Below are 23,616 nucleotides of genomic sequence, written 5' to 3' on the forward strand. Positions count from 1 at the left end.
GGGGCTGGCGGCGGCGCTGGGCGGCTCAGCGGCGCAGGTTGAGAATGCCGCCGAGATCGGCATGGAGCATAATCTGGGCCTGACCTGCGACCCGATCGGCGGGCTGGTCCAGATCCCGTGTATCGAGCGCAACACCATGGGCGCGATCAAGGCGATCAATGCCGCCTATCTGGCGCTGCATGGCGACGGCAAGCACATCGTCAGCCTGGATCAGGTGATCGAGACGATGCGCCAGACCGGCGAGGACATGAAATCCCAATATAAGGAAACCAGCCTCGGCGGCCTCGCGGTCAACGTCGTCGAGTGCTGATTATTTCCCCGCCGCCCAGCGTATCGCGTTGGTCAGGATGCGGCGGTAATCGGGATCGTCATACAGCTGCGGCTCATGCCCCAGCGCGGAGTAGAAGACCCGGCCCTTGCTGCGCGGATTGATCCACATGACGGGATGCGCGGCCCCCATGCGCAGCGTCTCGCCGGGGCGGTAGCTGGCCTCATCCACCTGCGCCAGGATCGTCATGCCGCGCGTCGCGGGGTTGCTGTCGAAGCTGTACCATTCGTCGCGGGGTGTCCACGGCGTCCGCACACCCGCCATGATCGGGTGCCGGGGCTGCACGATCTCGACGCGCGCGGGCTGGATATGGTCCGCGCCGTTCGGATGACCGGTGAAGGTCGTGCCGATGATCGTATCGACATACCAAGGCGACTTGTGGCTGTTGTCGCCCGCCGCGTGGAGCGCGACCACGCCCCCGCCACGCGCGACGAAACGGGCGAAGGCGGCCTGCTGCGCAGGTGTCAGGAAATCGCCACTGGCGCTGTTCAGGACCACCACCGAGAAATGGGATAGCTGGTCGTCGTTGAAGACAGCGGCGTTTTCGGTGGTGAAGCTGGGGCGGTGTAGGCCCTTGGCGATGTCGGCCAAGACGGCATTGGAATGCGGGATATGCTCGAAATGCCGCCAGCCATTGGTCTTCGAGACGATCAGCACACCGCGCTTCAGTCCGGCGGGGAGGGTGGGGGCGACGTTATCCACCACCTTGGGCGGCAGATGTGGGTCGGACGGCGCCTGCGCCACGGCGACCAGCGCCATCATCATCAGCGTTTTCAGCATCATCCGTCTCCCTTTTGGGGGAGCGTAGCAAGCTGTGGGCGAAGGGCAATTCATTCCTCCCCTGCAAGGGGAGGAGGACCATGCGAAGCATGGTGGAGGGGTGCCCCCGCTGATGGTGACACCCCTCCGTCAGTCCTGCGGACTGCCACCTCCCCTTGCAGGGGAGAAATTGCCGATCAATCCGCCGCGATCGGACCGTCATGCGGCTTGGGTCGCCGGGTGAACCAGGTGAGCGCCGCCAGCACGATGCACAACCACGCCGAGACATAGAAGATGTCGGTCGACGCCAGCAGATAGGCCTGCCCCACCATCTGCCGCGTGACGGCCGCGGCGGCCTGGACGTCGGTCAGGCCCAGATGGTTCAGGCCGTTTCGCGCCATCTGCCACACCGGGCCTTGGCCGATCGCCTCGGACAGATGGGCCTGGTGCATCGCCTCGCGCCGGTCCCACATGGTCGTGGTCAGCGAGGCGGCAAAGCTGCCCGCCGTGATGCGCGCGAAGTTCGAGATGCCTGTGGCCGAGGGGATGCGCGCCTGCGGCACGCCGTCCAGCGCGATGGTCAGCATGGCGAGGAAGAAGGTGCTCATCGCGATGCCCTGCACCATCAGCGGCAGCACGAAATCGCTGAAGCTCGCCTGCGTATTCAGCCCCGAGCGCATCCAGTAGGAGACGCCGAAGGCGGCAAAGGCGATGGTCGCCATGATCCGCGCATCGACCTTGCCCGACAGGCGCGCGACGATGGGGGTCAGCACCACCGCCACCGCCCCGCTGGGGGCCGCGACGAGACCCGCCCAGGTTGCGGTATAGCCCAGCTGCGTCTGGAGCCAGAGCGGCAGCAGCAGCGTGTTGGCGAAGAACACCGCATAGCCGAGGCAAAAGGCCAGCGTCCCGATGCTGAAATTGCGCCCCTTGAACAGCGACAGGTCGACCGCCGGATTGGCGTCGGTCAGCTCCCAGATCAGCCAGGCGATGAAGCCCACGATCGCGATCACGGTCATCACGACGATCCGGGTCGAGTTGAACCAGTCGTCATTCTTGCCCAGGTCCAGCATCATCTGAAGCGCCCCGACCCAGACGACCAGCATGATCAGCCCGACTTTGTCGATCGGCAGGTTGCGGGTCGGCGTCTCTCTGGCGGACAGCCCGCGCCAGCACACGCCCGCGCAGAACAGGCCCACGGGCACGTTGATGAGGAAGATCCAGCTCCAGTGATAATTGTCGGAGATGTAGCCGCCCAGGATCGGCCCCATGATCGGCGCGACGAGTGTGGTCATCGACCAGATGCCGAGCGCGGTGGACCGCTTCTGCGGCGGGAAGATCGAGATCAGCAGCGCCTGGCTGCCCGGGATCATCGGCCCCGACACCGCACCCTGCAGGATGCGGAAGCCGATCAGCGAGGACAGGTTCCACGCGATCCCGCAGAGGAAGGAGGCGATGGTGAACAGGAAGACGGAAACGCAAAAGGTCCGCACCACCCCGAACTTGCCCATCAGCCAGCCGGTCAGGGGCACCGCCACGCCGTTCGCCACGGCAAAGGCGGTGACGACCCAGGTCGAGTTGTCCGAGCTGACGCCCAGATTGCCTGCGATGGTCGGTAGCGAGACGTTGGCGATGGTCGAGTCGAGCACCTGCATGAAGGTGCCCAGCGCCAGCGCGAAGGCGACGAGCGCCAGCGCCGGACCTTTCAGCGGCGCCGGGGATGCCCCCGCGCCACCTTGAGCGGAGGCCCCGGCCATCAGCGATTGGCCGCGATGATCTGCGCGATCCGCGCCTCGATCGCCGGGTCCTTGCCATCGGTCCCGCTGGTGCTGTCGACCTGGGTCGCGGCAGTGCCGATGCGGGGCCCGCGCTGGTCGGCGGTGTCGACCGTGACCGTCGCCGACAGGCCGACCCGCAGGGGATTCTGGCGCAGTTCATTGGCGTTCAGGCCGATGCGCACCGGCACGCGCTGGACGATCTTGATCCAGTTGCCGCTGGCATTCTGCGGCGGCAGCAGCGCGAAGGCGTTGCCGCTACCCGCGCCCAGGCCGACGACCTTGCCGTGATAGACGATCTTGCCGCCATAGATGTCGGCGGTGATCGTCGCGGGCTGGCCGATGCGCAGATCCTTCAGCTGGGTTTCGCGGAAATTGGCGTCGACCCATAGCCGGTCGAGCGGCACCACGGCCATCAGCGGCGTACCCGCCGCGACCTGCTGACCCACCTGGACCGTGCGCTGGGCGACGACGCCGCTGATGGGCGCGACGACGTGCATATGGCTGCGCGTGATGGCTGCACGGCGATAGGCGGCGATGGCGGCCATCACGGCGGGGTTGGTGTCGACATCGGTGCCCTGCACGGTGGTCCGTGCCTGTGCCGCCTGGGCACGGGCGAGCGCGAGGTTGGCGTTCGCGACCTTCACCGCGTCGGCGGCGTGGGACAGTTCCTCGCCCGACACCGCACCCTCGGCAGCCGCGCCCTGGCGGCGGGCATAGTCAGCGCGGGCGCGGGTCAGCTCGGCCTGGGCCTGGACGATGGCGGCACCGCTCTGGTTCACCTTGGTGAAGTCGGCACGGGTCGCGCGCACCGCGCGAGCCAGCTCGGCGGCGGCAGAGGCGAGGCCGACATCGGCGGTGGCGGGGTCGAGATCGATCAGCGGCTGGCCCGCCTTCACCGTCTGGGTGTTGTCGGCATGGATCGCCAGCACCTGCCCCGGATCGCGCGCGGTGATGGCCACCACGTCACCCGCGACATAGGCGTCGTCGGTCTCTTCCTCGGGCTTGGCCAGCAGGAAGTGGAACACGGCCCAGACGATGGCGGCGATCACCACCACGACGACCAGGATGGTCAGGCCGAGCTTGCGGGCCTTGGGCTTGCCGCCGCTCGGGGCTTGCGTGGTCGGAGCGGCGGGGGAGGGGGTGGCGGCTTCGGTGTCGCTCATTGCGTGATACCCTGCGAAGAAGAGGAGAAGCCGCCCCCAAGGGCGACGGCCAGCGCGATGCGCGCCTGGACGGCGTCGGCGGCGAGATTGGCGTCGGCCTGATCCGACTCCAGCTGGCGGATGTCGGGATCGATCAGGCCGAGTTGCGATTGCAGCCCGCTCGAGACGCGGATCGCATTCAGGCGGCGGGTTTCGGACAGGCCGCGCGTCACCTCGGCCTGGCGGGCGCGCTCGGTGGCGACGGTGCGGCTGCGCGTGACGGCATCGGCCGCCTCGCGCACCGCGACGACGACGCGGTTGTTATAGTCGGCGGTCGCCAGATCGAGTGCGGCGGTCGCGCCCGCAAGTCCCGCGCGAAGCCGTCCGCTGTCGAAGATCGGCAGATGGATCGCCGGACCCGCCGCCGCCGTCGCCGCATCGGCGGTGAACAGGTTGCCCAGGCCGACCGCCTGGAAACCGGCCAGCGCGGTCAGGTTGATATTGGGCAGGAACGCCTTGCGCGCGACCTCCTGTCCCTTGCTCGCGGCGTCGATCCGGGCGAGCGCGGCGGCGATGTCGGGGCGCCGCGACAGCAGGTCGGCGGGCACGGTGGCGGGGATGGGTAGCGCGGCATCGAAGGCCAGCTTCGTCGGCGCGATGGTCGCGGGATAGTCGAGACCGCGACCGGCCAGCGCCGCCAGTGCGTTGCGCGACAGCGCGGCCTGCGTCTCGGCCCGCGCCAGCGCCACCCGCGCCTGGGCGAGCAAGGTCTGCGCACCGGACGCGTCGATCTGGCTGGCCAGCTGGTGCCGGATGCGTGCCTGAACCAGCCCCAGCGAGCGGGTGCGGGTCGCGATCGTCTGGCGCGCGATCGCCGCCTGCCGCTCGGCCCGGGCCAGTTCGACATAGGTCTGCGCGACCGATCCGGCCAGCGCCAGCCGCGCCGCCGTCACGTCCAGTGCGGCGGCGCGCGTCGAGGCGCGGGCGGCGTCGATCGCGGCGGCCTGCCGCCCGAACAGGTCGATCGTCCAGTTCAGATTGGCCTGCGCCTGGCCCAGCCACTGGGTCGTCCCCGCATAAGGGGGCGGGATAATGTAGCGGCCGGACAGCCGGTTATACTGTTCCTGCGCGTCCAGCGTCACCGAGGGGCCGTCATCGGCGCGGCGGGTGGCCAGCGCCGACTCCGCCTGCCGCAACCGGGCCAGCGCGATGTCGAGCGAGGGATTGCCGCTCAGCGCGTCGCCGACGATTCGATCGAGCTGCGGATCGCCCAGCCCACGCCACCAGTCGGCGGCGACCAGCGGCGCCTGCGCATCGCCCAGTCCCAGCGTCTCGGGCGAGGTGGCCGTGATGGCGGGATGCGCCTGCGGCACCGAACAGCCCGCCAGCAACAATCCGGTCAGAAATGCGAACCGCTTCATGCCACCGTCTCCAGCTTGTTGCGCAGGCGCAGCAGGTCGCCGACGAAGCGCTCGACCTCTTGCGGAGACCAGTCGGCCAGCCATTCATTCCACTGCTCAATGACCTTGACCTTGCACCGGGCGGTGACTTCGCGCCCCGCCTCGGTCAGCGACAGGCGCACGACACGACGATCCTCGGTGCAGCGGCAGCGTTCGATCAGGCCGCGTTCCTCCAGCGTGTCGACGATTCGCGTGGTCGCGCCGGTGTCATGGCACAGATGGCGGGCCAGCTCGGCCGCCGTTCCGCCCACGCCATGGTGCAGCGCCATCAGCGCGCTCCATTGAACATGGGTGACTTCTTCATCGGCGAAGACCGGCTCCAGGCCGATGCGGGCGAGTTGGTACACGCGCTTGGTCAGATACCCGACCGAGCGTTCGGGATCGAAGGGATCAGGCGTATCGGCTGTCATATCGCTGCCATGGCAATGATTGCTTAGGCAGTCAATTCTCGTTGCGAAGATGACATGAAGTTCATGAAGGACGGGGGCAGGCCAGGCGGCCCGCCCCCGTCAGGCGCTCAGCGTGTTTCCTTCGTCGCCTCGATCGCGGCGTTGGCCGCCAGGATATAGGCCGAGGTGGTCGCGACCGTGTATTCGTTCTCGAACCACAGGAACGGCCATTCGGTCTTCAATTCGGGGAAGTCGGGCTTCACGATCAGCACGCCCGGCACCAGCCCGCCGGGGATGAAGCCGTAATCGGCGCGGTTATGGCCATAGCCGATCAGCTTGGACGCGGTGCCCACCGTCGAGACGAGCGACAGGTTGTTCGCCGGATGCCGTCCCAGCACATAGTCGATCGCATTCAGCGTATATTCGGTGCCGATGATCTCCGGGAACGCCTTGTGCATCAGGAAGGCGGTCGATCCGAACTCGACCACCTGATGCGATCCCGCCCAGCCGCCCTCGCTGATCGGTACGCCGAAGGGGTTCTTGGCGGCCTCTTCATCCATCTTGACCTTGGTCTGGCGGACCAGCGGGACCAAGGCGGCGCGGTACTTCGCATCCATGAACGGAAGGGCGCGTACCGCCGAGGCGCGGACCCAGGCGAAGTTCTTCGTGATGACGGGCATCAGCGCGCGCAGGCGGTCGGCATAGACACGTTCGCCCTTGCTGGTGATCAGCATCTCGACGGTCGCGCCGACATTGGCGCCGTCCGCCGACCAGGGCGTGCCGGAGTCGTCGCGCCCGTCGCCCGACTTGATCGGCCCCTTCTGATAGCGTCCCCACAGGACCTTGGCGGCGTCCCAGGCCTCGGCCGCCATCGTCGGATCGCTGTCCGCCAGCGCGCGGGACGCGGCGGCGAGGGCGCCCGCGACCGCCAGATTGTTGGCGGGCAGGTCGGTCGTGAACGCCCAGCGATCGTCCTGCGCCCCCGACGATCCGCCCTTGCGCTCGCTGGTACCGAGCGAGGCGTCATAGGTCAGATTGTCGGTCTGCGACCCGGCATCGCCCAGATGGGCATATTGGCGCTGCACCGGATCGATGATGCCGACGATGGCATGGCCGAACACCTTGTATTGGGCGAGCAATTGCAGGACGCCGTGGCGGATCTGCTGCACCGAGTCCTGCTTGCCGTCGGGCTTGCGGATTTCGACCGCGCGGGCGGCTTCGTCCACGCTCGTTTCGTCCCAGTCCAGGCCATAGAGTTCGCGACCCCAGGCGAGGTCGCGGACCACCTGGGCATTTTGCGGCGTCTGGATGTCGTAATCGCCCGCATCCTGGAAGCCGCCGACATTCAGGCCGGGGATATGTTCGCCGGGTTTGAACGGCGAGTCGAGGTTCGCCCCCATCTTGTAGCCGTCGAAATGGACATGGTTGGGCGGCGCCTGCCGCGCATCGTCGAGATGCGAGGGGGCGGACCAGACGCGGTACTGCTCGCGAATGCCGACATGATCCATCTGCTCGGCGATGAAGGTATCGAGCGAGGTCTGCCAGATGCGGTCATAGGCGTCGGCGGCGATACGGAACGGGTTCGTGACCTTCCCGCCATAGGCGATGGCATAGATGCCCGGCTCGCGGACCTGGGTGAAGTCGAACGCGGCGTAATTGTATCGCATCCAGCGTCCGCGCGGGGTCACGGCGGCCCGCAGTACCAACTGGCGCGTGCCGTCTGCGGCGAGTCGGACCAGTTCCGCCTCGCCCGGCACGGTCCCGTGCGGATCGGTTTCGATCAGCGCGACCTTGGCGCGGCCGGGCGTGTAACCCGCCTGGTTGAACGAGACGACCGGCGCGCGCACCCAGTCCTTCACGACATTGGGCCGTACATGCCAGACGACGGCATTCTCCTTCGCCCCCGCCGCGATCAGCGAGCGGACGACGAACCAGCCATTCTGCGCCCGGTTTCGCGCGTCATACAGCGCCAGCCCGCCCGCATCCGACGTGATCGTCACGCGGGTCAGCGGGTCTTCGGGCGACAGGGTGATCGACTTGCCCCCCGAGGCCAGAGGCGTCGGATCGCCCGATCCGTCCTTGGCCATCGGGCCCGTGGGATGGCGCGGGAACAGGCCCGGCGCGGTGTCCATCAGATAGGTCTTGCCGAAATAGCTGGTCGGCAGAAAATCGAGGTTGAAACCGGCCTTGCCCGCCAGTGCCGCGGGCAGCGGCTGATCGAGATCGACGGCGATGCGAAACCCGTCGCCTTCCGCCGTCACCTTCACCCGATACGCGAGATTCTGGTCCTTATAGGTCGAGCGGACGACGATCTGGTTGGGCTCGGTCCCCCGCGTCCGGCCGACAAAGGCGGGGACGGGGTCCCATTGCTCGGGCGTGGGGTTGAGGCGTACCGCGCCGTCGGTGGCGATCCGCTCGCCATGCAGGACGATCTGGATGCCGGCATTCTTCTCATCGAAGAAGATGGGGCTGAACTGGTTCTGGTCGACCATCACGGTCAAGCCCTGCCGCTCCAGCGTCTCGGCCGGGGTGACGGACAGGGCCGGTGCCGTGCCCTGCGTCGTGACCTGAGCCTGTGCCTGAACGGTGCAGGCCGCCATGATGCTCGCCGACGCCAGCAAGGCGACACCCATGTGTTTCAGCATAACCCCTCCTCAATATAGATAGCGCTATCATTTTCGACCATGAGCAGGGCGGCGAACTGTACCGGTCTGACGCCTTGTCCAAAACGCGGGGCGGCGTGGTTTTCATGCTCGCCTTGCCCGCAATCTGTGCCAGCTTTTTCAATTAAACAACGAAAAAATAGCGCTTTAGTCTGGATCAACTTCTACGGAGCGGATGGTAGCGGCAAGTGGTCCGGGGTGCGATGTGGCGCGGTGGTGTTTACCGCTCACATATAGTTCGCAGATATAGAACGGCAAAAGCGTTGCTTTTGTGACGGGCAGCGCGGCTGGCCCCGGCCCGCTTCATCGGCGGCGTGTATGATCAACTGGACATTATGCTTGGTCCACGCTCAGCGCCGAGCGGATCGCCCGGGAAACGAAAAGGGCGGCCTCGGAGCCGCCCCTTTTTGTGCCTGCCAGAGAGGACGGCGAAGGGCCAATCCCGTCGGGTCAGGCGGCGGCGCCGTTCAGCGTTTCCATCTCGCCCAGCACCCGCGCCCGGCGGCCATAGACATATTCGAACAGCGGGCTGGCCATCATCGTGGTCACGATCGCCATCAGCACCAGCATCGAGAACAGGGTGGGGCCGATAATCCCCTTTTGCAGCCCGATATTGATGATGATCAGTTCCATCAGCCCGCGCGAGTTCATCAGCGCGCCGATCCCCATCGCCGTGCGGTTGTCCTCGCCACAGGCGCGCGCCGCCAGATAGCAGGCCCCGAACTTGGCGGCGATCGACGCGGCCAGGATGCCGAGCGCGATCAGCAGCAGCGGCAGTGAATTGACCATGTCCATCCGCGTGTTCAGCCCCGAATAGGTAAAGAACATCGGCAGCAGCAGGACGACGGCCAGCGGCTCGACCTTCTTCTTCAACTCGGTGACGAACAGGCCGCGCGGCATGAAGACGCCCAGGATGAAGCCGCCGAAAATGCCATGTACGCCGATCGCGTCCATGATGAACGCGGACAGGCAGAAGGCCATTAGCGTGATCGCCAGCACGGTCGTGCTCATCTCGCCTCGCGCCTCGACCGCGCGGCCCAGCGGCGCCAGCAGGCGGCGGCCGAACAGGATCAGGAAGCCGACATAGAGGAAGGCCCCGCCGATCGCGAGGATCGCCACCCCGCTGCCGCCGCCGAAGGTCGCCAGCACGATCGCCAGCACGCACCAGGACGCCGCATCGTCGAACGCGCCCGCCGCCAGCGACAATGTGCCCAGCGGGCTGTCCGCCAGCCCCCGTTCGTTGATGATCCGCGCCAGCATCGGAAAGGCGGTCAGCGCGATACACGCGCCCATGAACAGCGTGGCATTGGCCTGGCTGATCCCGGCGGTGAACAGGCCGGGCACCTTCAGCAGCAGGGGGGTGATCGCCACCGCGATCAGGAACGGCGCGATCACGCCCGAGGCGGACACGGCCATGGCACTGCGCGCCTTGGACTGGAAATGATCGAGGCGGAGCGTCAGCCCGACCAGGAACATGTACAGCGCCACGCCGAGCTGCGACCCCGCATACAGGACATTGCGGGTGTCCTTGGGGAAGATCGCCGCCTGCAGGTCGGGGAAGACCAGGCCGAGCAGCGACGGACCGAGCACGACCCCGGCGATCATCTCGCCCACGACCGGCGGCTGACTCAGGAACCGCTGTCCGGCCCAGCTGACGACGCGACAGGCGAACAGGATCACCGCCAGTTGCAGGAAGAAATGGATGCTATAGTCGCCGGGAACATAGGTGGCGGCGGCCCCGGCGCTGGCCGGGCCATGCGGCGACAGGATGCCGCCAAAGGTCTTCCAGAAACTGTCAATCGCGTCGTTCATTGGTCTTCGCATCCCCCCTCGCGTCCGGCCTTGCGCGGTCCGGCGCAAGCGATAGCGACGCCAAGTCGCAGCGCGTTGCAACGGGATTTCATCGGATGGGACGCGATTGTAGCGGGTCACTGGCAAACTGTGTCGTTACCGCTACAAGGTAGGTACGTACCTACATATTCGAGGGGCGGATGAAGACGCTGACCAGCCGCGAGTTCAATCAGGATGTCAGCCGCGCCAAGCGGTTGGCCCGAATCGAGCCGGTGTTCATCACCGACCGCGGTCGGCCCACCCATGTCCTGCTCGGCGTCGAGGCCTTTCGCCAATTGGCGCGCCAGACCGAGACGATCGTCGACCTGCTGGCGCAATCCGATGCGACGCCCGGCGAGGCGCCGCCGCCGCGCGACTGGAACCGGACGCGCTGATGTATCTGCTCGATGCCGGCGTCGTCGTCGAACTGCGCGGGGCGCGACGGGGGCAGGCCGATCCGGGGCTGGTCGACTGGGCCTCGGGCGTGCCGCACCACGAACTGTTCCTGTCGGCGGTCACCCTGCTCGACCTTCAGGAAAACAAGGACGCCGACGACTGGATCGCGGCGCAGGTTCTGCCCGCGTTCGAGGGGCGCATCCTGCCGGTGGATGTCGCGGTGGTGCGGCGGTCGGCGGCGCTGGGCTATGCCCAGACGCGCGACGCCCTTTTGGTGGCGACGGCGCTGGTCCATGGCTTGACGCTCGTCACACGGCATGTCGCGGCCTATAAGGTCGGGCGGCCCAAGCTGTTCTGCCCCTGGGGTTTTGTGCCCGACGAGATGGGCGAGGACTGGCGGCAGGCGGCGAAGGGCGGCTCGCAATGGTTCCGCAACCTGTTCGTGAGGATGTGAGCGTGGTGGAGGGGCAGGCCAGGTCGATTCTGATCGTCGGCGGCGGCACGGCGGGCTGGCTGACCGCGGCCTATCTCGCGCGCTTTCTGGGGCCTGCAACCCGCATCACCGTGCTGGAGGACCCGGCGATCGGTGCCATCGGCGTGGGCGAGGGGGCGTTCCCGACGATGCGCTCGACCCTGCGCTTCCTGGGGATCGACGAGGCGCAGTTCATCCGCGCGGCGGGCGCGACCTTCAAACAGGGTATCCGCTTCGACGACTGGCGGTACGCCCCGGACGCAGGCAAGCGCCATCGCTATGTCCACCCGTTCGAGCCGCCCTTCCGGGCGGAAGGCGTCGACCTCGTCGCGCATTGGCTGGCGCAGGACCCGGCGACTCGTGCGCCCTTTGCCGAGGCGGTGACGATCCAGCATCGCGTCGCCGCCGCCGGGCGGGGACCGAAACAGGCGGGGGAAGGGGCGTTCGACGGGCCGCTTAGCTATGCCTATCATTTCGATGCGCATCGGCTGGTCGCGCTGCTGGCCGACCATGCCATGGGCCTGGGCGTGCGGCATCTGGAAGGCAGGATGATCGGTGCGCAGGTGGGCGCGGACGGGCTGATCGCGCATGTCGCCACCGACCGTCAGGGCACGCTGAACGCCGACCTTTATGTCGACTGCACCGGACAGCGGGCCGAACTGATCTCCGGCGCGCTGGGGGAGCCTTTGGCGTCGGTGCGCGACCAGCTGTTCACCAATCGCGCACTTGCCTGCCGTCTGCCTTATGACGCGGAGCACGGACATGTCCTGCCGACCATGACCATCGCCACGGCGCATCGGGCGGGTTGGACCTGGGATATCGGGCTGGCCGAGGGGCGGGGGATCGGGACGGTCTATTCCGACGCGCATATGAATGACGAGGCCGCAGTGGCGACGCTCGCCGCCTATCTGGGACAGGATCCCGACAGGCTGGAGCTGCGCCTGCTGAGCTTCGAGCCGGGGTATCGCCAGCGCCCCTGGATCGGCAATTGCGTCGCGATCGGACTGGCCGGGGGTTTTCTGGAGCCGCTGGAGTCGACCGGCATCGTCCTGATCGAGGCGGCGGTCGCCATGCTGGCCGAGCTGTTCCTGCATCGCGGCCCGATCGCCGCGCCCGCCGCGCGCTTCAATGCGCTGATGACCGCACGGTATCGGACGATCGTCGACTTTCTCAAGCTGCATTACTGCCTGAGCAGCCGGGCCGAGCCGTTCTGGCGCGACAATGGTGCGGCGGCGACCATCACCGACCGGCTACGGGACTTGCTGGAGCAATGGCGTTACCGGCCGCCGGGGCGGTTCGACTTCACGCTGGATGTCGAGAGCTTCGCCCATTTCAACTATCAGTACATTCTCTACGGCATGGGCTTTGCCGATGGCGAAACGCGGCCCACCGGTGCGTCTGGCGAGGCGGAACGGCTGTTCCGCAAACTCCAGATGTTCGGTGACCGCGCGGTGGCGGACCTGCCGAGTCATGGTGAGTTGGTCGCGGCAATGCTGGATTGATTACACGCTCTTCCTCCCCTCGCAGGGGAGGTGGCAGGCCGAAGGCCTGACGGAGGGGTGTTCAGGCTGGCGAGAGCAGGTATCCTCACCACCCGCTACACCCCTCCACCATGCTGCGCATGGTTCCCCTCCCCTTGCAGGGGAGGAAAATTGGGTTGTCAAGCGATCGCGGGCAGGCGGTCCAGATGCTTTTCCAGCGTCAGCGGATAATCCCTGATCCGCACGCCAGTCGCGTTATACACCGCATTCGCCACCGCTGCGCCGACGCCGCACAAGCCCAATTCGCCGACGCCCTTGGCCTTCATCGGGTTGGCCTTGTCGTCCGCTTCCTCCAGGAAGATCACCTCCTGATGCGGAATGTCGGCATGGACCGGCACCTCATATCCCGCCAGGTCGTGGTTGACGAAGAAGCCGAAGCGCTTGTCGACCGCCAGTTCCTCCATCAGCGCCGAGCCGACGCCCATGGTCATCGCGCCGATCATCTGGCTACGTGCCGCCTTGGGGTTCAGGATGCGGCCCGCTGCGCAAACCGCGAGCATCCGGCGGAGCCGCGTCACGCCGGTATAGGCATCGACCCCGACCTCGACGAAATGCGCGCCGAAGGTCGACAATTGATAGCTCTTGTCGAGAGTGCCGAACTCGATCCGGTCCTCGGCGGTCAGCGGGCCGGAGGTGACGGCATCGCGCAACGCGACCGATCGATTGCCGCCCGTCACCCGCCCATCGGCGAAGTTCAGATCGGCCGAGTTGAACCCCAGCCGCTGGGCCACCGCCTCGCGCAGCTTGACGCAGGCGGCATAGACGCCCGCCGTCGCATTGGCCGCGCCGAACTGGCCGCCCGATCCCGCCGACACCGGATAGTCGCTATCGCCCAGCCGGACATCGACCGCGTCCATCGGCACGCCCATCATCTCGGCGGCGGTCTGGGCGATGATCGTATAGCTGCCGGTGCCGATATCGGTCATGTCGGTCTCGACCACGACCCGGCCGTCCTTGTTCAGCGTGACCCGTGCGCCCGACTTCATGTTCATATGGTTGCGGAAGGCGGCGGCGACGCCCATGCCGACCAGCCAGCGGCCGTCGCGGACCTGGGCGGGCTTGGCACTGCGCTGCGACCAGCCGAAACGCTGTGCGCCTTCTTCCAGGCAGCGGACGAGCTGACGCTGCGAGAAGCGGCGCTCGGGCTTTTCGGGATCGACCTGGGTGTCGTTCTTCACGCGGAAGGCGACCGGGTCCATGCCCAGCTTCTCGGCCATCTCGTCCATCGCGATTTCCAGCGCCATCATGCCAGGCGCCTCGCCGGGGGCACGCATCGCGTTGCCCTCGGGCAGATTCAGCACGGCGAGGCGCATCGCGGTCAGCCGGTTGGGACCGGCATAGAGCAGCTTGGTCTGGTTGACCGCCGTCTCGGGGCCGCCGCCGGGCTGGTCGCCCGATCCGCTTTCATGCGCGATCGCCTGGATCGCGCCGTCCTTGGTCGCGCCGATGCGGATACGCTGTGTCGTGGCGGGGCGATGGGTGGCGTTGTTGGCCATCAGCGGGCGCTGCATCGCGACCTTGACCGGCCGCCCGACCGCCTTCGCGCCCAGCGCCGCCATCACGGCATCGGCGCGCAGGAACAGCTTCCCGCCGAAACCCCCGCCGACATAGGGCGAGATCAGCCGCACCTTCTCCTTGGGCATGCCCAACGTCTTGGCCAGATCGCCACGACCCCAGGCGATCATCTGATTCGACGTCCAGACCGTCAGCTGGTCGCCCTCCCAGATCGCCAGCGAGGCGAAGGGCTCCATCATCGCGTGGCTGTGGTCGGGCGTGGTGTATTCGGCGTCGAGCTTCACCGGTGCTGCGTCGAAAGCGCTCTCGAACGAGCCGGTCCGGTCTTCCTTGCCGGGCTTGCCCTCTTCGCCGCCCGCCAGCGGCGCGCCCTTCAGCGCCTCGTCCAGATCATATTGGCCCTTGGCACGGTCATAGTCGATCCGCACTAGCCCGGCGGCGGCGCGCGCCTGTTCGAAGCTTTCGGCGACGACGATGGCGACGGCCTGGTGATAATGGTCGATCTCCGGCCCACCCAGCAGCTTGGCCGTGTTGAAATTGCCCTTGGCCAGCTTGCCCGCCTCGGCGGCGGTGACGATGCCCAGCACGCCCGGCGCGCCGCGTGCATCGTCAAGGTTCATCGATCGGATGCGCCCCTTGGCGATGGCGGCGCCGATGATCCAGCCATAGGCGGCATTGGGCGCCTCGGCATGGCGTTCATAAGCATAAGGCGCGGTGCCCGTGGTCTTGCGCGGGCCGTCGATCCGGTCGTGCGGTCGACCGACCACGGTCATGCGGTCGATGGGATTGGTGCTGGCTGGCTCGGTGAATTTCATGCGGTCCTCGCCTGGCTGATGGCTGCCGCCAGCGTCCGTTCGACGAGCGGCACCTTATATTCGTTGTCCTTGGTCGGGCGGGCATCGGCGAACAGTCTCGCCGTCACCGCTTTGGCCCCCTGCGGCATGGCGGCCTCGGCCGCCTCGACCCGCCAGGGCTTGTGCGCGACACCGCCGACCGCGATACGGCCCGAGCCATCCTTCTGGACGATCGCCGCGACCGAGACGAGCGCAAAGGCATAGGAGGCGCGGTCGCGCACCTTCTCATAGATATGGGTGCCGCCGACCGGGCGGGGCAGGGTGACGGCGGTGATCAGTTCGCCGGGCTGGAGCGCGGTTTCGATGTGCGGCGTATTGCCGGGCAGGCGGTGAAAATCGGCGATGGGGATGGCACGCGTCCGGCCCTCCGGGTTCACCGTCTCGACCACCGCGTCCAGCACCCGCATCGCGACATTCATGTCGCTGGGGTTGGTGGCGATGCAGTCGCTGCTGGTGCCGACGATGGCGAGCTGGCGCGAATAGCCGCCGATGGCGCCGCACCCGCTGCCGGGCTTGCGTTTGTTGCAGGCCATGTTGGTGTCGTAGAAATAGGGACAGCGCGTCCGCTGGAGCAGATTGCCTGCTGTCGTCGCCTTGTTGCGCAGCTGTCCACTGGCCCCGGCGACGATCGCACGGGACAGGACGCCGTAATCGCGCCGCACGCGCTCGTCGGCGGCCAACGCGGTGTTAGTGACGAACGCGCCGATGCGCAGGCCGCCGTCCTTCGTCTTCTCGATGCGGTCGAGCTTCAGATCCTGTACGTCGATCAGATGGGTCGGCGTCTCGACCTCGATCTTCATCAGGTCGAGCAGGTTGGTGCCGCCTGCGAGGAACTTGGCGCCAGGTTTGGTCGCCGCGCGTGCTGCCGAGACTGCGTCCTTCGCGCGTTCATAGGTAAAGGGCCTCATGCCTTAGCTCCCGCGACGTCGGCCATCGCATCGGCGATGTTGGAATAGGCGCCGCAGCGGCAGATATTGCCGCTCATCCGCTCGCGCATCTCTATGCCGGAGGCTTGCGGCTCGGCGGTCAGGTCGGCCTGGACATGGCTGGGGATGCCACGCTTGATCTCGTCGAGCACCGCCACCGCCGAGCAGATCTGGCCTGGTGTGCAATACCCGCACTGATAGCCGTCATGACGGACGAAGGCGGCCTGCATCGGGTGGAGCTTTTCGGGCGTGCCTAGGCCCTCGATGGTCGTGATGCTGTCGCCGTCATGCTGGAGCGCGAGGGAGAGGCAGCTGTTGATCCGCTCTCCATTGACCAGCACGGTGCACGCGCCGCACTGGCCATGGTCGCAGCCCTTCTTGGTGCCGGTCAGGTGCAGATGCTCGCGAAGCGTATCGAGCAGGGTCGTGCGCGGATCGAGCGACAGGGTGCGCGGCTTGCCGTTGACCTTGAACGTGACGGCCATGGCGGGGGGATCGGCGGGCATGGTGCTCCTCTGGGTTTGCGCCTCGGCCGGGGCGGAGGCGGCCATGGCGGTGGCCGCACCTCCGACGATCACGCCGCGTCGCGACACGGTAAACTCACTGCTGTCTGCCAATGTCCCGGCTCCCTTGCACCCTGTCCAGTTCCTTATTCAACCGCTGGCGCGTACACCGCTGGCTGACATTTCGTTCATAACGCACGTGAGTGGTTTTGGTGGCGGGGTGAAATTATCATGGGATAGAAATCGCCGTACTCGCCACTGGGACGTACCTGGCGCGCGAGAAATCCGACGACGCCGCACGTCGGGCGTGGTAGCACCGCCTATCGCCGGTTTGACAACCGCAAGCACTGGCGGCTGAGAGACCCTTGTGCTCCCGCTTGTCGCGATGGAGCCGCCCGGATGCACTATTTGTCCCGTCTTGGGGGCGTGCCCCGTTGATCGTCCGGCTGCCGAGCAACGCGACGGAGTGGGACCGGGCTTATCACGCGCTGATGACCGGCATCGATGTGCTGGAGAGGCGGATCGCGCCACTCTGGGCAACGGAGGCGTCCGCCCTGTCGAACCGGCATCGCCATGTCCGAGCGCGGGTGACGGCGAACGGCCTGCGCGAACTGGACGTGCTGCTGGCCCATTGGGTCGGACTGGTTGCGTCTCGGCCGATCCGCATGGCGGACATCGGCGACTGGCGCGAGCAGGAGGAAGAGGATGTGGGGCGCTATGACCGCGACTTCACCGTCCTGGACATCGCCCGCCTGGCGGAGGACTATCGCCTGGCCGCGCCGATGCCGTGTCCGCCCGACATGGCGTCGGCGGCTCGCGGGCTGGCCGCTTGAGGTGCCCGTTCGATAGGCGTTGATCGCGCGAACCGTCCGTTGCACAGGCTCAGGCGAACGATCGCAAAAAAGGGGAGGATGTGATGCGCCTGGCAAAGGGATTCGCCGTCTTGGCGCTGGGGCTGGCCAGCCCGCTGATGGCGCAGACGACGCCAGTGCCACAGATCGTCAGCAAGGGCGGGCGCCACGCGCTGATGGTCGATGGCCGCCCTTTCCTGATGCTGGGCGCGCAGGTCAACAACTCCAGCAACTATGCCGCCGCCCTGCCGCAGGTCTGGCCGGTGCTGGACCGCATCCACGCCAATACCATCGAAATCCCCGTCGCCTGGCAACAGATCGAGCCGGAAGAGGGGCGTTTCGACTTCGGCTTCGTCCAGACATTGCTCGATCAGGCGCGCGCCCACGACAAGCGTGTCGTGCTGCTATGGTTCGCGACGTGGAAGAACACCTCGCCCGGTTACACGCCCGACTGGGTCAAGCTCGACAATCGCCGCTTTCCCCGGATGAAGACGCGGGGAGGGCAGGATCATTACGCCCTGACCCCGATGGCGCGCACCACGCTGGAGGCGGACAAGCGCGCCTTCGTTCGGCTGATGACGTATCTTAAGGAGCATGATCCGCAGAACACGGTCATCATGGTCCAGCCGGAGAACGAAGTCGGCAGCTATCGCAACCCGCGCGACTATTCGGCGGCGGCGCAGGCACTGTTCGACGGGGCGGTGCCGGAGACGCTGACCCGCAGGCTCGGCAAGCCGCGCGGGACCTGGGCGGCGGTGTTCGGCGCGCAGGCCGACCGGGCCTTCAACACCTGGTATACGGCCCGCTACATCGACGAGATCGTCGCGGCGGGCAAGGCGGTGAAGCCGCTGCCCATGTACGTCAACGCCGCGCTGGCGGGCCCGTCCAACGTTCCCGATCCCGACGGCGTGGCGAGCGGCGGGCCGCAGCAGGACGTGCTCGACATCTGGAAGGTCGCCGCGCCCTCGATCGATGCGGAAGCGCCCGACATCTATGACCGGGCGAGCGCCAATGTGGTGGCGTACATGAACGCCTATGCCCGGCCCGACAATCCGCTACTGGTGCCCGAGATCGGCAATGCGCGCGAGTTCGCGCGTTATTTCTACGAGGCGCTGGGGCACGGTGCGATCGGCTTTGCGCCATTCGGCATGGATGACACCGGTTTCTTCAACTATCCTTTGGGGGCCAAGGCGCTCGACAACGCGACGCTGGACACCTTTGCCGGGCCTTATGCGGCGCTGGGCGGCGTGATGCGCGACTGGGCGAAGGCGGCGTTCGAGCATGCGAGCTGGGGCGCCGCCAAGCCCGATGATGGCAGCGACCGGGAGGCGGTGCTGGGCGACTGGCGCATCCGGGCGGAGTTCGGCCAATGGCAGTTCGGCGAGAAGAGCTGGAGCTGGCTCAAGTCCGAGCCTGCGCCATGGAAGGCCGAGCCGGTCGGCGGCATGGCGGTCGTCCAACTGTCGCGCGACGAATATCTGATGACCGGCGACCATGTCCGCGTCCGCTTCGAGCCCGCGACCCCGGACCCCAAGGCGATGATCGTCCGGGTCGAGGAGGGGCATTTCGCCGATGGTCGCTGGGTGATGGACCGGGTGTGGAACGGCGATCAGACCGACTACGGCATCAACCTGATCGACCGGCCCGTCGTGCTGAAGGTCGTGATGGGCCGCTATCGCTGACCGGGCGGACCAGCGCGGACAAATCGCTTTGCACTCCCGGATCAACGGCTTAGCCTGACCCGCCAAGACAAAATGATCCGGGAGTGTTCATGCAGCGTCGCCAGTTCCTCGCCTCCGCCAGCTTTGTCGCGGCGGCCGCCGCCACGCCCTCCTGGGCCAAGGTTTCCCCAGGAAAAGGGGCGCGTGATGCGGAGTTGCGGGCGATGCTGGACCGCTTCTTCTATGCGCGGCTGGAGGACAGCCCGGAGCAGGCGACCTCGCTGGGCCTCGACACCGGCCCGCGCGCCGGCCTGAAGGCGCGGCTGAGCGATGCGTCGCGGGCGGGCGAGATGCGCCAGTTCGCCCGGGCTCGGCAAGAACGAGCGCAACTCGCCACCATTCCGCGCGATGCGCTGGGGGAGGGGGCGCGGCTGGATTACGACATCCTCGCCTATAGCCTCGACCGGGTGATCGCGGGCGAGCGCTTTCCCTATGGGGCAAGCGCGGGCCGCTATGCCCCCTATGTGCTCAGCCAGCTGTCGGGGGCTTACCGGGACGTGCCCGATTTCCTGGGCAGCCAGCACCGCGTCGCCAATGCCGCCGATGCCGACGCCTATGTCGCGCGGGTCGAAGCGTTCGGTCCGGCCATCGATGCCGAGACCGAGCGCCAGCGCGAGGATGCGGCCAAGGGCGTCTTCGCCCCCGACTATATCCTCGACACCACGCTGAAACAGCTGGCGGCGGTCCGCGACAAGCCTGCCGAAGCGACCGGCCCGGCGGTCGATCTGACCGCCAAGCTGAAGGCCGCGAACCTGCCGCCCGAGCGCGCCCAGGCAGTCGCACGGCTGATGACCGAGCGGGTCTTCCCCGCGCTCGACCGGCAACGCGCGCTCGTCACCGAATTGCGCGGTCGCGCGGTCCATGACGCGGGCGTCTGGCGGCTGCCGGACGGCGAGGCCTACTACACCGCCGCGGCGGCCGCCGCGACCACGACCGAGATGACCGGCGACGACATCCACCGGCTCGGGCTGGCACAGGTGGCGGAGATCGGCGCGCGGATCGACACCATTCTGAAGGCGCAAGGCATGGCGCAGGGCAGCGTCGGAGAGCGGCTGGTTGCGCTGAACAAGCGGCCGGATCAGCTGTTCCCCAACACCGATCCGGGACGAGAAGCATTGCTGGAGCAGTTGCGCGCGCAGGTCGCCGCCATGACCCGGCGCCTGCCCGAGCAGTTCGCCGTTCTGCCCAGGGCGCCGGTCGAAATCCGCCGCGTGCCGGAGGCGATCCAGGCGGGCGCGCCGGGCGGCTATTACCAGTCGGCGTCGCTCGACGGATCGCGGCCCGCCATCTATTTCATCAACCTGCGCGATACGTTCGACCGACCGAAATTCGGGCTGGCGACGCTGACCTATCATGAGGCGGTGCCGGGCCATCACCTGCAGGTCATGTCCGCGCTGGAGAGCCAGGACATTCCGCTGATCCGCAGGCGCGGTTTCTATTCGGGCTATTCGGAGGGCTGGGCGCTCTATTCAGAGCAACTGGCCGACGAGATGGGCATGTATGAGGGCAATCCGCTGGGGCAGGTCGGTTATCTGCAATCGCTGCTGTTCCGTGCGACCCGCCTCGTCGTCGATTCGGGGATGCACGCCAAGCGCTGGAGCCGCGAGAAGGCGACCGATTATCTGATCGCCACCACCGGCATCGCGCGCGGCCGCAGCCAGGGAGAGATCGACCGCTACACCGTCTGGCCGGGACAGGCGTGCAGCTACAAGATCGGGCATACCGTCTGGACCCGGTTGCGCGACGAAGCCAAGGCCAAGGCGGGCACGAAATGGGACCCCAAGGCCTTTCATCGCGTCCTGACGCTCGGCGCGATGCCGCTCGACGTGCTGGAACGGGTGGTGCGCGAGCGGATGGTATAACGCTCTACTATCCCTCGCCCCTCACAGAGGGGCGAGGGAAGAAGAGGGCGCATGGATGCCGTTCGGTCAAAGACTTGGCCAATCGCGACGGGGCCGGATAGGGTCGGCGGTGGAGGAAGAAGTCTATGAAGTTTTCACGTCGTCTGTCCGCTCTATCGCTGCTCGGCTTAACGGTCGCGTTATCGCCGACCGGTGCGAACGCCGCCGACAAGGACGGCCTGCCGCGCAAGATCGGCGACTGGACGCTGGCGGTCAGCGAGGATGGCGACGGATGTTTCCTGACGCGTATCTATGACCGGCCGGGCGACACGACGCTGTTGCTGGGGCTCGACCGTGACGGGTCGAACCATCTGACGGTGCTGAACGCCAATTGGTCGATCAATCCGAAGGAGCGGCTGGCGCTCGACTTCACGCTGACGGGCGGCAGCTATCCGAAGCATTTCGCGGTCGGGCTGGCCTCCGACGACCAGCAGGGTTTCGTCACCAGCTTCGAAAAGCCGTTCCCGACCTATCTCGCCCGGTCTCAGACGCTGAACATCGCGCGCGGTGACGTACCGGTCGAGCGCCTGTCGCTGGCGGGCAGCGGCGCGGCCATCGCCGCGCTGCGCGAGTGCGTCACGGCGCGCAAGGCCCCGCTGGCCAAGGCGACCCGTTCGGGAGATGCGGCGGACGGCATTCCCCGCGATCCGTTCGCCAAGGCGGCGTCGCGCAAACGCTGAACCCTGAACGGCATCTTAACACAATAGGGCTTGCTGCAAATAGTGTTGCAGTAAACGCTTGGTCGAAAAACCGGCACGGTCGAACAGAAACAGGATTGTCGAACTTTTTCCACTCGGCTTCGTTGTTGCGGTTGGTTAACGACTGAAAGAACTGTTATGTCTGCTTACGCGTCCAAATCCCTCCTCGCTATCGTGACGCTGGCGGGTGCCGTCAGTCTTGGTGGTTGCGCGACGAAGTCCTTCGTGCGCGAACAGATCGCCCCGGTAAGCCAGCGCGTAGACTCGCTCGAATCGCGGCTCCAGCAAACCGATGGTACGGCCAAGCAGGCGCTGGCCGAGGCGCAGGCCGCTTCGGGTCAGGCGCAGCAGAACGGCCAGCGGCTCGACCAGCTGGGCGGCCGCGTCGATGGCGTCGAACAGCGTCTGACCGTGCAGGAGCAGAAGCCGGCCCGTCGCCCGCGCCACTGATGGCAACGGCTTGAACGACGATATCCGCTGAATGACGTGCCGGTCTCTTCCCCCGCGCTGGGGAAGGGGCCGGCATTTTGCCTGAGTATGCCGCACCGATGACATGCCTGCCCCGATGAAGTCCCTGATCCTGTCGCTGGCGGGTTTCGCCCTGCTGGCCCCTGCGGTCGCCGATGCCCGCGCTGCCGAACCGCCCAAGGCCGCCCGCAAGGCCCCGTCCAAATTGAAGGCCCCGTCCAAATCGAAGGCGAAGCCGAAGCCCGCGACCGTCGCCGCGCCCGAGCCGGTCCTGACCCCGTCCCCGGCGGCGCAGCGGGTGATCGACTGGGTGTCCGGCGCGCATGACAATCGCGGCCTGCCTTGGGCCGTGGTCGACAAGGTCAACGCGACCCTGTTCCTGTTCGCGCCCGACGGCACCCAGCAGGCGGCGGTGCCGGTCCTGCTCGGCATCATGCCGGGCGACGAGGCGAGTCCGGGTGTCGGCACCAAGGCGCTGGCCTCGCTCGGCCCCGCCGAGAAGACGACGCCCGCCGGACGCTATCTTGCCAAGTTCGGGCTGCCGGTGGCGGGTGAGCGCGTGCTGTGGGTCGATTATGCGACCTCGGTGGCGTTGCATCCGATCCCGAAGGATGCGGGCGCGCGCGAGAAACGGCGCGAGCGGATGCTGTCGCCGACGCCGGACGACAATCGCATCACATTCGGCTGCATCAACGTGCCCCAGGCTTTCTATACACGCCAGTTGCGGCCGACCTTCCGTCGCAAGGGCGGCTATGTCTATATCCTGCCCGACACCAAGCCGATCGACGAAGTCTTCCCCCGTCTGAGAACGCAAGCACCCGATTAAAGCGGCTTGCCCATGCGGATCAGCGGAACCTGTACCCCTTCGACCGGGGCCGACCGGATCGATTCGATCGGGGCGTAGCCGCACGCGCGGTAGAGCGGTTCGCCTGCCAGCGTGGCCATCATCTCGGCGGACGTGAAGCCCGCCGCCCGGGCCGCCGCCTCGCATCGGGTAAGAATGGCGCGGCCCAGCCCCTGCCGGGCGAAATCGGGGTCGACATACATGGCCCGGATGCGGGCGGGGTCGCTGGCCGGATCGAGCATCGCCGCGTCGCGCAAGCCATGGCTATGGTCGCCGCCATAGAGTGTGGCGCGCGCACTCCATCCGCCACAGGCCGCCAGCCGCCCGTCCTGCTCAGCCAGCAGATACGTGCCGTCGGCGATCAGTTGCGTATCCAGACCCATGACCGAACGGCTGGCCACGATCTCGGCAGGGGAGAGGAAGTCGTTTTGCAGCACCGAGATCGCGCGATCCATCAGGACGGCAATGGCGGGAATGTCGGCGGTGTCGGCCCAGCGGAAGGTGAACATCGCACCTTTTCGGGGCAATTATTCGGTCGCGTCAATGACGATGGGATGAACAGTGGCAATCGACACCA

Annotated in this window: 21 protein-coding genes; 10 read left to right on the top strand and 11 right to left on the bottom strand. The window is 67.0% G+C overall.

Translation table 11 applies throughout. The annotated features are described in order from the left end of the window. Positions 1-310, top strand: a 310-nt coding sequence (locus NS355_RS11370; RefSeq protein WP_209445072.1) for an L-serine ammonia-lyase, iron-sulfur-dependent, subunit alpha, incomplete at its 5' end; no start/stop codon positions are given. On the opposite strand, the gene NS355_RS11375 is transcribed toward NS355_RS11370, so the two are convergent. From NS355_RS11375 to NS355_RS11405, 7 genes are all read right to left on the bottom strand, one after another. Beyond that, complete coding sequence (locus tag NS355_RS11375) at positions 311-1,111, bottom strand: ThuA domain-containing protein (protein WP_058745824.1); 801 nt, start codon at positions 1,109-1,111, stop codon at positions 311-313. A 173-nt stretch (positions 1,112-1,284) separates the two neighbouring features. After that, a complete protein-coding gene (locus NS355_RS11380) occupies positions 1,285-2,844 on the bottom strand; it encodes a DHA2 family efflux MFS transporter permease subunit (protein WP_058745825.1) in 1,560 nt (519 codons plus the stop codon). Continuing rightward, entirely contained in the window at positions 2,844-4,028 is a 1,185-nt protein-coding gene (locus NS355_RS11385) for an efflux RND transporter periplasmic adaptor subunit (protein WP_058745826.1), read from the bottom strand. The genes NS355_RS11380 and NS355_RS11385 overlap by 1 nt, the downstream gene beginning before the upstream one ends. After that, the gene (locus tag NS355_RS11390) at positions 4,025-5,428 is read right to left on the bottom strand and encodes an efflux transporter outer membrane subunit (RefSeq protein WP_058745827.1); all 1,404 of its coding nucleotides are present in this window, start codon (positions 5,426-5,428) and stop codon (positions 4,025-4,027) included. The genes NS355_RS11385 and NS355_RS11390 overlap by 4 nt, the downstream gene beginning before the upstream one ends. Continuing rightward, the gene (locus NS355_RS11395; RefSeq protein WP_058745828.1) at positions 5,425-5,877 is read right to left on the bottom strand and encodes a MarR family winged helix-turn-helix transcriptional regulator; all 453 of its coding nucleotides are present in this window, start codon (positions 5,875-5,877) and stop codon (positions 5,425-5,427) included. The genes NS355_RS11390 and NS355_RS11395 overlap by 4 nt, the downstream gene beginning before the upstream one ends. A 107-nt stretch (positions 5,878-5,984) precedes the next feature. Further along, the gene (locus NS355_RS11400; protein ID WP_058745829.1) at positions 5,985-8,501 is read right to left on the bottom strand and encodes a glycoside hydrolase family 9 protein; all 2,517 of its coding nucleotides are present in this window, start codon (positions 8,499-8,501) and stop codon (positions 5,985-5,987) included. Between the two features lie 468 nt (positions 8,502-8,969). Next, positions 8,970-10,331: a cation:proton antiporter gene (locus NS355_RS11405; RefSeq protein WP_058745830.1), complete on the bottom strand. Its 1,362-nt coding sequence runs from the start codon at positions 10,329-10,331 to the stop codon at positions 8,970-8,972. A 179-nt stretch (positions 10,332-10,510) separates the two neighbouring features. Here NS355_RS11405 and NS355_RS11410 point away from each other — a divergent pair, with 179 nt between their 5' ends. Genes NS355_RS11410 through NS355_RS11420 form a run of 3 tightly spaced genes read left to right on the top strand, consistent with a single transcriptional unit; the run spans position 10,511 to position 12,719 of the window. Then, on the top strand, positions 10,511-10,744 hold the full coding sequence (locus NS355_RS11410) for a type II toxin-antitoxin system Phd/YefM family antitoxin (RefSeq protein ID WP_058745831.1): 234 nt from the start codon (positions 10,511-10,513) through the stop codon (positions 10,742-10,744). After that, positions 10,744-11,199 carry a PIN domain-containing protein gene (locus NS355_RS11415; RefSeq protein ID WP_058745867.1) on the top strand — a complete coding sequence of 152 codons (456 nt, stop codon included), beginning with the start codon at positions 10,744-10,746 and terminating at the stop codon, positions 11,197-11,199. The genes NS355_RS11410 and NS355_RS11415 overlap by 1 nt, the downstream gene beginning before the upstream one ends. Next, the gene (locus NS355_RS11420) at positions 11,169-12,719 is read left to right on the top strand and encodes a tryptophan halogenase family protein (RefSeq protein ID WP_058745832.1); all 1,551 of its coding nucleotides are present in this window, start codon (positions 11,169-11,171) and stop codon (positions 12,717-12,719) included. The genes NS355_RS11415 and NS355_RS11420 overlap by 31 nt, the downstream gene beginning before the upstream one ends. A 158-nt stretch (positions 12,720-12,877) precedes the next feature. Here NS355_RS11420 and paoC read toward each other — a convergent pair whose 3' ends face one another. From paoC to paoA, 3 genes are read right to left on the bottom strand one after another with little or no spacing between them, the layout of a single operon-like run. Beyond that, positions 12,878-15,088: an aldehyde oxidoreductase molybdenum-binding subunit PaoC gene (gene paoC, locus NS355_RS11425; RefSeq protein WP_058745833.1), complete on the bottom strand. Its 2,211-nt coding sequence runs from the start codon at positions 15,086-15,088 to the stop codon at positions 12,878-12,880. After that, positions 15,085-16,035 (bottom strand): FAD binding domain-containing protein, encoded by a 951-nt coding sequence (locus tag NS355_RS11430; protein ID WP_058745834.1) that lies wholly within the window; start codon positions 16,033-16,035, stop codon positions 15,085-15,087. The genes paoC and NS355_RS11430 overlap by 4 nt, the downstream gene beginning before the upstream one ends. Continuing rightward, on the bottom strand, positions 16,032-16,670 hold the full coding sequence (gene paoA / locus NS355_RS11435; RefSeq protein ID WP_058745835.1) for an aldehyde dehydrogenase iron-sulfur subunit PaoA: 639 nt from the start codon (positions 16,668-16,670) through the stop codon (positions 16,032-16,034). Before paoA ends, NS355_RS11430 begins: the two co-directional genes overlap by 4 nt. A 320-nt stretch (positions 16,671-16,990) precedes the next feature. On the opposite strand from paoA, the gene NS355_RS11440 reads away from it, so the two are divergent. The 6 genes from NS355_RS11440 to NS355_RS11465 all read left to right on the top strand — a co-directional run bounded on the left by NS355_RS11440 (position 16,991) and on the right by NS355_RS11465 (position 23,021). Next, the gene (locus NS355_RS11440; protein WP_058745836.1) at positions 16,991-17,389 is read left to right on the top strand and encodes a hypothetical protein; all 399 of its coding nucleotides are present in this window, start codon (positions 16,991-16,993) and stop codon (positions 17,387-17,389) included. An 83-nt stretch (positions 17,390-17,472) separates the two neighbouring features. Next, a complete protein-coding gene (locus NS355_RS11445; protein ID WP_058745837.1) occupies positions 17,473-19,089 on the top strand; it encodes a DUF5597 domain-containing protein in 1,617 nt (538 codons plus the stop codon). A gap of 89 nt (positions 19,090-19,178) precedes the next feature. Further along, positions 19,179-20,990 (top strand): DUF885 domain-containing protein, encoded by a 1,812-nt coding sequence (locus NS355_RS11450; protein WP_058745838.1) that lies wholly within the window; start codon positions 19,179-19,181, stop codon positions 20,988-20,990. Between the two features lie 125 nt (positions 20,991-21,115). Continuing rightward, positions 21,116-21,709 carry a hypothetical protein gene (locus NS355_RS11455; RefSeq protein WP_058745839.1) on the top strand — a complete coding sequence of 198 codons (594 nt, stop codon included), beginning with the start codon at positions 21,116-21,118 and terminating at the stop codon, positions 21,707-21,709. 156 nt (positions 21,710-21,865) lie between these two features. Continuing rightward, positions 21,866-22,177 carry a hypothetical protein gene (locus tag NS355_RS11460; protein WP_058745840.1) on the top strand — a complete coding sequence of 104 codons (312 nt, stop codon included), beginning with the start codon at positions 21,866-21,868 and terminating at the stop codon, positions 22,175-22,177. Between the two features lie 115 nt (positions 22,178-22,292). Next, positions 22,293-23,021: a hypothetical protein gene (locus NS355_RS11465; protein WP_058745841.1), complete on the top strand. Its 729-nt coding sequence runs from the start codon at positions 22,293-22,295 to the stop codon at positions 23,019-23,021. On the opposite strand, the gene NS355_RS11470 is transcribed toward NS355_RS11465, so the two are convergent. Continuing rightward, entirely contained in the window at positions 23,018-23,548 is a 531-nt protein-coding gene (locus NS355_RS11470) for a GNAT family N-acetyltransferase (RefSeq protein WP_058745842.1), read from the bottom strand. The genes NS355_RS11465 and NS355_RS11470 overlap by 4 nt on opposite strands. Positions 23,549-23,616: the final 68 nt, after the last annotated feature.

The sequence above is a fragment of the Sphingomonas yabuuchiae genome (assembly GCF_001477495.1).
Taxonomy (GTDB): domain Bacteria; phylum Pseudomonadota; class Alphaproteobacteria; order Sphingomonadales; family Sphingomonadaceae; genus Sphingomonas; species Sphingomonas yabuuchiae_A.

What these genes read in the sequence shown, in the direction of transcription:
- NS355_RS11430 (WP_058745834.1), bottom strand. Translation starts at nt 16,035, where the DNA reads ATGAGGCCCTTTACCTATGAACGCGCGAAGGACGCAGTCTCGGCAGCA.
- NS355_RS11460 (WP_058745840.1), top strand. Translation starts at nt 21,866, where the DNA reads ATGTCTGCTTACGCGTCCAAATCCCTCCTCGCTATCGTGACGCTGGCG.
- NS355_RS11410 (WP_058745831.1), top strand. Translation starts at nt 10,511, where the DNA reads ATGAAGACGCTGACCAGCCGCGAGTTCAATCAGGATGTCAGCCGCGCC.
- NS355_RS11400 (WP_058745829.1), bottom strand. Translation starts at nt 8,501, where the DNA reads ATGCTGAAACACATGGGTGTCGCCTTGCTGGCGTCGGCGAGCATCATG.
- NS355_RS11385 (WP_058745826.1), bottom strand. Translation starts at nt 4,028, where the DNA reads ATGAGCGACACCGAAGCCGCCACCCCCTCCCCCGCCGCTCCGACCACG.
- NS355_RS11375 (WP_058745824.1), bottom strand. Translation starts at nt 1,111, where the DNA reads ATGATGCTGAAAACGCTGATGATGATGGCGCTGGTCGCCGTGGCGCAG.
- NS355_RS11465 (WP_058745841.1), top strand. Translation starts at nt 22,293, where the DNA reads ATGAAGTCCCTGATCCTGTCGCTGGCGGGTTTCGCCCTGCTGGCCCCT.
- NS355_RS11395 (WP_058745828.1), bottom strand. Translation starts at nt 5,877, where the DNA reads ATGACAGCCGATACGCCTGATCCCTTCGATCCCGAACGCTCGGTCGGG.
- NS355_RS11455 (WP_058745839.1), top strand. Translation starts at nt 21,116, where the DNA reads ATGAAGTTTTCACGTCGTCTGTCCGCTCTATCGCTGCTCGGCTTAACG.
- NS355_RS11405 (WP_058745830.1), bottom strand. Translation starts at nt 10,331, where the DNA reads ATGAACGACGCGATTGACAGTTTCTGGAAGACCTTTGGCGGCATCCTG.
- NS355_RS11450 (WP_058745838.1), top strand. Translation starts at nt 19,179, where the DNA reads ATGCAGCGTCGCCAGTTCCTCGCCTCCGCCAGCTTTGTCGCGGCGGCC.
- NS355_RS11470 (WP_058745842.1), bottom strand. Translation starts at nt 23,548, where the DNA reads ATGTTCACCTTCCGCTGGGCCGACACCGCCGACATTCCCGCCATTGCC.
- NS355_RS11445 (WP_058745837.1), top strand. Translation starts at nt 17,473, where the DNA reads ATGCGCCTGGCAAAGGGATTCGCCGTCTTGGCGCTGGGGCTGGCCAGC.
- NS355_RS11420 (WP_058745832.1), top strand. Translation starts at nt 11,169, where the DNA reads ATGGTTCCGCAACCTGTTCGTGAGGATGTGAGCGTGGTGGAGGGGCAG.
- NS355_RS11380 (WP_058745825.1), bottom strand. Translation starts at nt 2,844, where the DNA reads ATGGCCGGGGCCTCCGCTCAAGGTGGCGCGGGGGCATCCCCGGCGCCG.
- NS355_RS11415 (WP_058745867.1), top strand. Translation starts at nt 10,744, where the DNA reads ATGTATCTGCTCGATGCCGGCGTCGTCGTCGAACTGCGCGGGGCGCGA.
- paoC (WP_058745833.1), bottom strand. Translation starts at nt 15,088, where the DNA reads ATGAAATTCACCGAGCCAGCCAGCACCAATCCCATCGACCGCATGACC.
- NS355_RS11390 (WP_058745827.1), bottom strand. Translation starts at nt 5,428, where the DNA reads ATGAAGCGGTTCGCATTTCTGACCGGATTGTTGCTGGCGGGCTGTTCG.